Source organism: Desulfovibrio piger (assembly GCF_012843875.1).
Lineage (GTDB): Bacteria > Desulfobacterota > Desulfovibrionia > Desulfovibrionales > Desulfovibrionaceae > Desulfovibrio.
Window position 1 is genome coordinate 29,280 of record NZ_JABAFY010000024.1, and the last position, 10,417, is coordinate 39,696.

Annotated in this window: 5 protein-coding genes; 4 read left to right on the top strand and 1 reads right to left on the bottom strand. The window is 58.8% G+C overall.

The genetic code is table 11. The annotated features are described in order from the left end of the window. Positions 1 to 8: 8 nt before the first annotated feature. The 4 genes from HF854_RS07490 to pgm all read left to right on the top strand — a co-directional run bounded on the left by HF854_RS07490 (position 9) and on the right by pgm (position 8,809). The gene (locus HF854_RS07490; protein ID WP_168935736.1) at positions 9 to 3,701 is read left to right on the top strand and encodes an SbcC/MukB-like Walker B domain-containing protein; all 3,693 of its coding nucleotides are present in this window, start codon (positions 9 to 11) and stop codon (positions 3,699 to 3,701) included. 441 nt (positions 3,702 to 4,142) lie between these two features. After that, positions 4,143 to 5,606 (top strand): 30S ribosomal protein S1, encoded by a 1,464-nt coding sequence (locus tag HF854_RS07495; protein ID WP_168935737.1) that lies wholly within the window; start codon positions 4,143 to 4,145, stop codon positions 5,604 to 5,606. Positions 5,607 to 5,620: 14 nt separating this feature from the next. After that, complete coding sequence (locus HF854_RS07500) at positions 5,621 to 7,063, top strand: DegQ family serine endoprotease (protein ID WP_168935738.1); 1,443 nt, start codon at positions 5,621 to 5,623, stop codon at positions 7,061 to 7,063. Positions 7,064 to 7,168: 105 nt separating this feature from the next. Beyond that, on the top strand, positions 7,169 to 8,809 hold the full coding sequence (gene pgm / locus HF854_RS07505; RefSeq protein WP_168935739.1) for a phosphoglucomutase (alpha-D-glucose-1,6-bisphosphate-dependent): 1,641 nt from the start codon (positions 7,169 to 7,171) through the stop codon (positions 8,807 to 8,809). A 132-nt stretch (positions 8,810 to 8,941) separates the two neighbouring features. On the opposite strand, the gene HF854_RS07510 is transcribed toward pgm, so the two are convergent. Continuing rightward, on the bottom strand, positions 8,942 to 9,688 hold the full coding sequence (locus HF854_RS07510) for a pseudouridine synthase (RefSeq protein WP_240937691.1): 747 nt from the start codon (positions 9,686 to 9,688) through the stop codon (positions 8,942 to 8,944). Positions 9,689 to 10,417 lie beyond the last annotated feature (729 nt).

Consider the following 10,417-nt stretch of genomic DNA (forward strand, 5'->3'; position numbering starts at 1 on the left):
GGGCCGCCATGCGTATCCAGAACATACGTTTCCAGAACCTCAATTCCCTGACCGGCATCTGGGAGATAGACCTCACCAGGCCGGATTTCGTATCCGCCGGTATCTTTGCCATCACCGGCTCCACGGGTGCCGGCAAAACGACCATCCTGGACGCCATCTGTCTGGCCCTGTACGGGCGGACGCCGCGGCTCAAGACCCTGAGCGACAGCGAGAACGAGATCATGTCCCGCCAGACCGGGGAATGCATGGCGGAGGTGGTCTTCCAGATCGCCTCCGGGCGTCGTTACCGTTGCCACTGGAGCCAGCGGCGGGCCAGGAAATCCCCGGAAGGCAGGCTCCAGGCGGCACGGCACGAGATCGCGGATGCGGACAGCGGCCAGATCATCTGTGCCCAGAAAAGGGATATGGCCAGAGTGGTCACCGAGATCACCGGCCTGGACTTCGACCGTTTCACCCGTTCCATGATGCTGGCGCAGGGCGGTTTTTCGGCCTTTCTGGATGCTTCGGCCGATAGCCGGGCGCCCATCCTTGAAAGCATCACCGGCACGGAAAAATACAGCCGTATCTCCATGCTGGTGCACGAACGGCACCGGCAGGAAAAGCTCCTGCTGGAGGACATGCGCAAGGAACTGGCCGGCAAGCCCCTGCTGCCTGCGGACGAAGAGCAGGCCCTGCGGCAGCAGCTGTCCCGGCTGGAAGAGCAGGGCCGTCAGTCCAGGAGCCAGGCGCAGCAGCTGCAGCAAGCCTTGCAGTGGTTGCAGGGGCTCGATACGGCCCGGAGCCAGCTGGCCCAGGTAGAAGTGGAAGAAGAAAAATTGTCCCTCCGGGAACAGGCATTCCGTCCGCAGGCTTTGCGGCTGGAGCAGGCCCAGCGGGCCGCCCGGCTGGAAGGCAGCTATTCTGCCTTGCTGCAGTTGCGCCACCAGCAAAGTCTGCTGACAGAGCAGCGGCAGAGCCACGCTACGGAGCTGCCCCGTTTGCAGGAAAAATTGCAGGAAGCCCGGCACAAGCAGGAGGAGTACGCCCGTCAGCTTGAACAAGCCAAAGCGGAGCAGACCCGCCAGACGCCGTTGCTGCATCAGGTCCGGGCCCTCGACATCCAGCTGGAAAGCTCGGAAAAGGAAGTGCGCCGCGTCCTGCTGGAAGTGCGCCAGCAGGAGCAGGCCCTTGCCTCCTTGAAGGCCCGTCGCGACAGTCGGCGGCAGGCTCTCGACGACCTCCTCCGGGAGCAGGCCGCCGTGGAGAACTGGCTGGGGAGCCATGCGGCAGATGCCGGACTGGTAGAGCAGCTGAGCGGCATCGAGGCCGGTATCCAGCGGGTGCATGACCTTGAGCAGAAGCAGCAGCAACGGAATATGGCCCTGCAACAGATCAGCCAGCAGCTGGAGAATGGAAAAGCCCGGCTGGCGGAACGTCTCCGGCGTCAGGAAATCGCCGCTGCCGAACTGGCGCAGCTAGAGAGCCGGCGGCAGCAATTGCTTGAAGAAAAAGAAAAACTTCTGGAGGGCCGTTCCCTGCTCCAGTGGCAGGAGGAATACAACGGTATCCAGAAAAAGATCCTGCTGTTACAAGCTGTTGAAAAATCTCTGAAGGATGTTTTCCTGTACCATACCGAGGTGCGGCGCTGGCGGCAGAAGTTGCAGCAGTGGCAGGAACAGCACCAGCAAAGCAAGGCTCTTCTAGAACAGCAGCAAGCTCTGCGGGATGCATTGGAGATCTCGCTGGCGAGCCTGGAACGTGAACGTATGCTGGCCCTGCGTATCGCCAGCCTGGAACAGCATCGTGCTTCTCTTGAGGAAGGACATGCCTGCCCGCTGTGCGGCTCTCTGGAACACCCCTACCTCCTGCAGGGCCTGCCGGCTTCCGACAACTGGCAACAGGTGGAAGATGTTCGCCGGCGCTTCACGGTGACGGATCAGCAGTGTGCCGCCTTGCGGGAACGGTTGACGGGCCTGGAGCAAAGTCTGCTCGTTGGAATGGAGGATGCCCGGTCGCTTCAGGACAAGCTCCAGGAAGCGCAGAATTATCTTGCCCAGCTGGCAGAGAAGGCCGGGTTGCCTTCCCTGCTGCGGGAATCTCCGGAAAATGCCGTCACGTTCGTGCGGGAACAGCAGAGCAGGATGGACGAATTCCTTCGGGAGCTCTATCAGCGGATCTCCACAGCAGACAAGCTCGAAAAGGCCTGCCAGATGCTGGAGAGCAATCTTCCCCGTCTGCAGGAACAAAAGACGATGCTGGATCAGACCGTCGAACGGCTCAAGCATGAGCTGGACATGGTCACTGCCGAACAGCAGCGAGTACGGCAGGAAGCCGGGCAATTGCAACAAGAGGAAGAGCAGGGGAAACAGACGCTTGATACGATGCTGGCTGCCTACGGTCTCGGCACAACCGATACCGAACTCTTGTCCATCTTGTCTGTCTTGAAGGCCCGCCGTACGGAGAGGGAACGCCGGACGGCAGAGATGACGCGCCTGACCGCTTCGCGGCAGGAGCTCGAGCTGTCGGCAGGCCAGCATGATCAGGAAGTGAAATCGCAGCAGGCTCATCTGGAATCGCAGCAACGGGAAGCCCGTGAAAGGGAAGGGCAGTGGAAAAAGCTGCACGAGCAGCGTCTGGCGCTGTTTGCTGAAAAAGATGTCCAGGAAGTCGAAGCCGATCTGGCCCAGGCCGTGTCACGGGATGAACAGCGGCTTGCCGATCAGACCGCCGCAGTCAGCAGGATGTCGGATGTCGTCACCATGACGGAATCCGCCATCAGAGAAAAAGATGCCTTGCTGGCCAGCATAGCCGAACAGAGCGTGCATGCCGGGCAGGCCTTTGCACAGGGCTTGGAGCAAGAAGCCTTCGCCGATGAGCGGAGCTTTTTGCAAGCCTGTCTGCCCGCAGAGGAACGGGAAAGCCTGGAGCGTCTGTCACAGGAACTGCACGCAGCCCGCATGGAACTGGCAGGGCGGGGCAGGGCGGCCAGGGAACATCTGGCCACCGAGACCGCGAAGGCCCTGACGACAAAGAACAGGGAAGAGCTGGGGCAGGAGCTGGCAGTACTGGAACAGCATCAGGCAGCGTTGCAGCAGGAACAGGGCTCCTGCCTGCAACGACTGGCGGACAATGAGCGTTTGCGGCAGGAGCAGCGCGTACTCGTGGAGCGCATCGAGCAGCAGGAACGTGTGTTCGAACAGTGGTCCGCGTTGCAGGAGCTGATAGGTTCCGCTGACGGGAAAAAATTCCGGAACATCGTCCAGCAGATGAATCTTGAGTTGATGGTCGCCCATGCCAACCGCCAACTGGTCAAAATGACTGACCGTTATTTGCTGGAAGTGGGCAACGGGACGCTGGAGCTCAATATTCGCGACAATTACCAGGCCGGGGAGCTGCGCAGTACCAAGAATCTTTCCGGTGGAGAAAGCTTCCTTGTCAGCCTGGCCCTAGCCCTGGGGCTCTCCCAGATGGCCAGCCGTACTACCCGGGTCGATTCACTGTTCCTTGATGAAGGTTTCGGCACGCTGGATGAGGATGCCCTGGATACGGCACTGAGTACCCTGGCCAGCCTGCAGCAGCGAGGGAAACTCATCGGTATCATCTCCCATGTGCAGGGATTGAAGGAGCGGGTCCCCACCCAGATAGAAGTCCTTCCCATCGGGGGTGGCAGAAGCCGCATCCTTGGTCCCGGGTGCCGGAGCAAAACAGATCTTGATAATTGATAATCGCTCTTGCTTATAGCAATAAAAATGACGAAACTCCAGAAAACGGCCCAAAATCGATTTTAAGCCGTTTTCTGGAGTTTATGATTATTGGGTCGAAAAAAAATTTTTAAGGGCTTAAAATCAAAATTTGAGCTATATGTTTTTGAGAATGGTTCCGAAAAATTTGATCCCTGCAGCGCGTGCGATATGGATACCGGACATATACGGTCGGCCTGCTCTTTTGAATCCCTTTTTCTTAAAGTTCTACATTAACTTTTTGCAAGAATTGTTTTCTCTGCCGTCCTGTCAGAGAGCATCGTCCAAAAATTGTCCACCTGTCCAAAAATTAGCCATATCCTGTGCCGGAATTGCTGCCAGCATCTTTGTTGTTTTCTGGCGGTGAATGCGCTATATAAGGGGACTTCACAGGAAATTATTTGTTTAAGGAGCAAATATACCATGACTGACGAAAAGAATCTGTCCACCTTCGAAGAAGGCAGCGAAGACTTCGCCGCCATGTTCGCGGCCCAGGAAGCCGGCACTGTGCGCCTGCAGCCTGGTCAGAAAGTGACGGGCACCATCATCACCATCACCGGTGACTCTGTCTTTGTGGATGTGGGCATCAAGCTGGATGGTATCATGGACCGCAAGGACATTCTCGATGCCGAAGGCAACGAAAGCGTTGCCCCCGGTGACAGCATCGAAGTCTATGTTGTGGGTACCTCCGCTGGTGAGATCCGTCTGTCCCGCTCCATGAGTGGCGCCGGTATGGCCGCCCTGGAAGACGCCCGCGACGCCGGTGTGCCCGTGGATGGCCGCGTGACCGGTACCTGCAAGGGCGGTTACACTGTCAGCGTGATGGGCAAGAATGCCTTCTGTCCCGGCAGCCAGATGGACAGCGTGAGCGTGGCTGACGCCGAAGCTCTGGTGGGCCGCACCATGCAGTTCCTCATCATCCGTGTGGAAAACCGCGGCCGCAACATCGTGGTTTCCCGCCGCGCCCTGCTGGATCGCGAACGTCAGGAAAACCTGGAAAAGGTCCTGGCTTCCCTTAATGTGGGCGATACCGTGGAAGGCCGCATCACCCGTCTGGCCTCCTTTGGTGCCTTCATGGAACTGGCCCCCGGTGTGGAAGGCATGATCCATCTTTCCGAACTCTCCTGGTCCCGCGTGAACAGCGCTGACGAAGCTGTGGCCGTGGGCGACATGGTGCGCGCCAAGCTGCTGTCCGTCAGCAAGGACGACAAGGGCCGCACCCGCATCTCCCTGTCCCGCAAGAAGGCTGAAGGCGATCCCTGGCTGCAGGCCGCTGACCGTCTGGCCGCCGGTACCGTGGTGGAAGGCAAGGTCGTGCGCATCGCTCCCTTCGGTGCCTTCGTGGAACTGCTGCCCGGCGTGGAAGGCCTGGTGCACCTTTCCGAAATGTCCTGGACCAAGCGCGTGAACAAGGCCGAGGACGTGGTGAACGTGGGCGACGTGATCTCCGTCAAGATCAAGGAGATCAATGTGGAAAGCCGCCGTATCTCCCTGAGCCTGCGTGACGCCGAAGGCGATCCCTGGCAGGATGCCGACCAGCGTTTCGCTGCCGGTACCGTGGTGACCGGTACGGTGGAAAGCCGCAGCCAGTTCGGCCTGTTCGTGAGCCTGGCTCCCGGCATCACCGGTCTGCTGCCCGCCGGCGTCATCAAGAACGCCAAGAACAGCGGTGAATTCTCCAAGCTGGACAAGGGCGACAGCGTGACCCTGGTCGTGCAGTCCGTGGATACCACTGCCCGCCGCATCAGCCTGGCCCCCGAAGGCATGGAAGAAGCTTCCGCCGCCGAAGACAAATCCTGGAAACAGCACACCAGTTCCGCTCCCAAGGATGCCGGTATGAGCATCATGGCACAGGCTTTGCAGAAGGCTCTGCAAAACAAACGCTAAGGAGTGTGCCCTGTATGAGGATTAAACACTTTCTCCCTGCCGTGCTGACTCTTGTCCTGTTCACGGCAGCGCAATTCGCCCAGGCGGCCAGCCTTCCTGAGTTCAGTGAACTGGCTGCCAAATGCGGCCCGGCTGTCGTCAACATCAGTGCGGAGCGGACCTCCCCGGCTGCGGCCGGTCCTGAGGAATTCTTCGGCGAGATGTTCCGTGGCATGCCGCCGGGAGCGGACCGCTTCTTCGAATTCTTCGGCGGTCCCAATGCGCGCGGAAAGCGTCCTCCGCAAAAACAGATGTCGCGTGGTTCCGGTTTCATCATCTCGCCTGACGGCTACATCGTGACCAACTATCACGTGGTGGCCGATGGCGACAGCATCCAGGTGACGCTGGACGAAAGCAACGGCAAGACTGCCCCTCTGACGGCCACGGTCGTGGGGACGGACGAAGATACTGACCTGGCTCTGCTCAAGGTCGAGGCCAAAAAGGATCTGCCTTTCCTCAAGTTCGGTGATTCCGACGCCCTGCTGGTAGGGGAATGGCTGCTGGCCATCGGCAATCCTTTTGCTCTGGACCACACGGTCACGGCCGGCATCCTTTCGGCCAAGAACCGTAATATCCATGCCGGTCCGTTTGACAACTTCCTGCAGACGGATGCCTCCATCAACCCCGGCAACAGCGGTGGTCCGCTGCTGAACATGAAGGGTGAGGTCATCGGCATCAACACGGCCATCATCGCCAGCGGGCAGGGGATCGGCTTTGCCATCCCCAGCAACATGGCGGCTGGCATCGTGGAGCAGATCAAGAGCGGCAAAAAGGTCAGCCGCGGCTGGATCGGTGTGACCATCCAGGATGTGGATGAAAATACGGCCAAGGCCCTTGGCATGGAACATCCTTCCGGTGCCTTGGTGGCCAGTGTCCTGGACGATGAACCGGCGGCCAAGGCCGGCATCGAAGCCGGTGACGTCATCACCAAGGTCAACGGCAAGAGCGTGGAAGACGCCTCGGCCCTGCTGCGAGCCATTGCGGCCCACAAGCCCGGCACTTCGGTGACCCTGGACGTGTGGCGCAACGGTAAGGCCGTGACCATGGATGTGACGCTGGGCGATCGCCAGACCGGCGTCAACAGCGGCAAGCCTTCCGAAGCCGGCCAGAAGCAGCAGAATCAGGGCCAGCTCGGCCTGACGGTGCGTCCCATCAAGGATGAGGAGCGCCGCGAACTGAAGCTGGAAGGCAAGGGTGGCCTGCTGGTCCTGGATGTGGATCCCAGCAAGCCTGCTGCCGAAGCCGGTGTCCGCCCCGGTGATGTCATCGTCAAGGCCAACCGCCAGGCGGTGTCTTCGCCCGAAGACCTGTCAAAGATCGTGGCAGGCGAGGGCAGCAAGCGAGGCGCCGTCATGCTGCAGATCAACCGTCGTGGTGAGAACATCTTCCGCGCGGTTCCTGTCAGCAGCGGAAAATAATCCGGATATGCAATCGAGAGAGGGGGGCTTGAAGCCCCCCTCTTTTTTTTCCCGGGGCTTGCGGGTCGACAGGGTAAACGATAGAAAGGGGCAGGAGGATACATCATGGCAGTACATCCCCATGCCGGCAAACTGCCGGCGCCCGAGACTCTGGAGAATATCCCCGCGCTCGTCAGTGCCTACTATACGGAATCGCCTGACCCGCATCAGGCCGCACAACGTGTGTCTTTTGGAACGTCCGGGCATCGTGGTTCTTCGTTGAAGCAGACCTTCAACGAACGCCACATCCACGCCATCACCCAGGCCGTCTGTGATTACCGCAAACAACACGGTATCACCGGCCCGCTGTTCATGGGCGGAGATACACATGCCCTGTCGGAACCGGCCTTTCGCAGTGCGCTTGAAGTCCTGACGGCCAATGATGTGCAGGTCCGCATCTCCCACGACGGTTCCGCCACAGCGACCCCTGCGGTCTCCCATGCCATCCTGTGCTGGAACAGCGAGCACGGCGGTCAGGCTCTGGCTGACGGCATCATCATCACGCCGTCTCACAACCCTCCGGCTGACGGTGGTTTCAAATACAATCCGCCGCATGGCGGCCCGGCCGAAACAGCGGTGACCGCCTGGATCGAAAAGCAGGCCAATATCTATCTTGATCACCTCAATTGTGACGTCCATCGCCTGCCGTACAGCAGTGCCCGACGGTCTTCGCTGGTGCAGGGCTATGATTTTACCGCCCGCTATGTGGAAGACCTGCCGCGCATCCTGGATATGGACAGCATCGCGGCTTCCGGTATTTCCCTGGGGGTCGATCCTCTGGGGGGAGCCAGCCTTTCCCTGTGGGAGCCCATAGCCGAGCGCTACAAACTGCGCCTGACCGTGGTCAACAAAGTCATCGACCCCACATTCCGTTTTGTTCCCTGTGACAAGGACGGCAAGATCAGGATGGACTGCTCTTCGCCGTATGTCATGAGTGGCCTGCTCGATATGCGCGACCGCTTCGACCTGGCCTTTGCCTGTGATCCGGACTCGGATCGTCACGGCATCGTGGCCAAGAGCGGTTTGATGAATCCCAACCATTATCTGGCCACCGTTGCCTGGCATCTGTTCCGCAGCCGCTTCCAGTGGCAGGCCGATGCCGGAATCGGCAAGACTCTGGTGACCAGCGCCATGCTGGACAGGGTAGGCCAGGAGCTGGGACGCAAGGTCATCGAAGTCCCGGTCGGTTTCAAGTGGTTCGTGCCCTATCTGACAGACGGCAGCTGCGGCATGGGCTGTGAGGAAAGTGCCGGCGCTTCCTTCCTCTGCTTTGACGGCAGCCCCTGGAGCACCGACAAGGATGGCCCCTTGCTCTGCCTGCTGGCAGCGGAAATGGCCGCACGCGAAGAGCGCGGGCCGGACGAGATCTATCGCAGCCTGACGGAACAGTTCGGCGCTCCGCTGTACCAGCGCCAGGATGCTCCGGCCGACGATCACGTGCGGGCCTGCCTCAAATCATTGAAGGCAGAGGATGTCCAGATGCGGACAGTAGCGGGATCCCCGGTCACTGAGATCCTGACGACAGCCCCGGGGAACGGAGCTGCCATTGGCGGGGTCAAGGTCTGCAGCCGGAACGGCTGGTTCGCCATCCGGCCTTCCGGGACGGAGGCTATCTGCAAGGTCTATGCGGAAAGCTTCCTTGGAGAGCAGCATTTGCATGCCCTGCATGAAGAAGCCCAGGCCTTGCTGCAGCGCTTGCTGGCCTGAGCAAATAAGCAAATTTGAACCATAAAAAAAGGACGCCGTCAGGCGTCCTTTTTCATACTTCATCCCATGTGCGTGGGCTATTGGGTATCTGGGACAGAACGTCCCGGTGCTCACTCACTAAGCCAAATCTCCTCATGAGCGCCGGATCTCCGCAGCCTGGAGCAGGGCAGCGGTCTCTGCGGCTGACAAAAAACGGCACTCGCCCACAGGAAGATCGCCAAGGCCAAGGGGGCCGAGACGGATGCGCTTCAGGCGCAGGATGGTCAAGCCAAGATCCCGGCACATGCGGCGGATCTGGCGGTTGACCCCCTGATGCAGCACCATCCGCAACCGCGTATGCCCATTGGCCTGCAAGCGGCTTTCCACTTCGACTGGGCGCAAATGCTCTCCCTCAGCCAATGTCATGCCACGGCGCATGGTTGCCAGCGCGGCAGCCGGGACAGTTCCCCGCACAAGGACATCGTAGGTCTTTGGCTGATGATGCCGGGGATGCATCAGGCGCTGTGCCAGCTCGCCATCATTGGTCAGCAGCAATAGCCCCTCAGAAAAATAGTCAAGCCTTCCAACAGGATAGACTCTATTTCGCCGCATCTCCGCTGTCAGACAATCCAAAACTGTAGGACGCCCCTGCGGATCGTGTGCCGTACACATGACCTGGATGGGCTTGTGCAGCATGATATAGGAAAAAGAGGCGGGCAGAGCCGCAAGTTGCTGGCCTTCGACCTGGATGAGGTCATCAGGAAGGATGCGCCTGCCGGGAGAACGTTCCACCACCCCGTTGACCTGGATAGCTCCGGCAAAAATAAGCTCATCGGCCTTGCGGCGAGAGCAATAGCCGGAAGCTGCGATGAGCTTGTTGAGCCGGGTCCCGTCCTGCAGATCTTCCTCTAGCCCAGATGGAGAAGAGCTGTTGTTCCGTGGAGCAGGGGAGGAATGACCATTTTGGGGCGATCTGGGGGCAAACGGATTGGAACGACGCTGGGGGCGTCCATCGCGGCTGCGGAAAAAAGAGGATTTGGCGTGCATGCCTTAGAGGTGTGGCAAAAAAGCAGCCATGTCAAGCATACGGGGGAATGCCATAGACGGCAGAGTCAGACGCCAGAAAGATTCAGGTATATGCTGACTGGCCCAAGACTATTCTTAAAGTGCAGCTTGAGCAAAAATATATGGCAAAAAATTTTCTGTCTGATCTTGGAGAGAGGAGTGCCTTCTTCGTCGTCTCATAGATAAAAGTTTACATAATTATCATTATGGGACATTTATAATAGTTAATACTTACACATGGTTATCATGCATTTTATGAATAAGGGGTTTTCATACCGAAAGCCTTTTTCCTCACCATGGGCTCTGCTGCTTTAAAGGTCGCAGCAGAGATTCCCATATGGGAAATGGAAAAATGGACGCTGAGATTTGAAGCTGTCTCATGTCCCACACCTAGTTTTCATGTCCCATATGTGATCGGTTCCCCAAAATCGTGAATGCCCTGCATGATGCTTGTAAACCGCCTCTTTGGCACCTGATAATCAGTACTAATAAGAGGATGTCCGGCATGTTTTTTGATTTTAAAAGGTGTGGTAATCTCGTCCCATGAAACAAACAGATTTTCGT

Bases quoted from the DNA above. Each gene is read 5' to 3' on its own strand.
- HF854_RS07490 (WP_168935736.1), top strand. From the start codon at position 9: ATGCGTATCCAGAACATACGTTTCCAGAACCTCAATTCCCTGACCGGC.
- HF854_RS07495 (WP_168935737.1), top strand. From the start codon at position 4,143: ATGACTGACGAAAAGAATCTGTCCACCTTCGAAGAAGGCAGCGAAGAC.
- pgm (WP_168935739.1), top strand. From the start codon at position 7,169: ATGGCAGTACATCCCCATGCCGGCAAACTGCCGGCGCCCGAGACTCTG.
- HF854_RS07500 (WP_168935738.1), top strand. From the start codon at position 5,621: ATGAGGATTAAACACTTTCTCCCTGCCGTGCTGACTCTTGTCCTGTTC.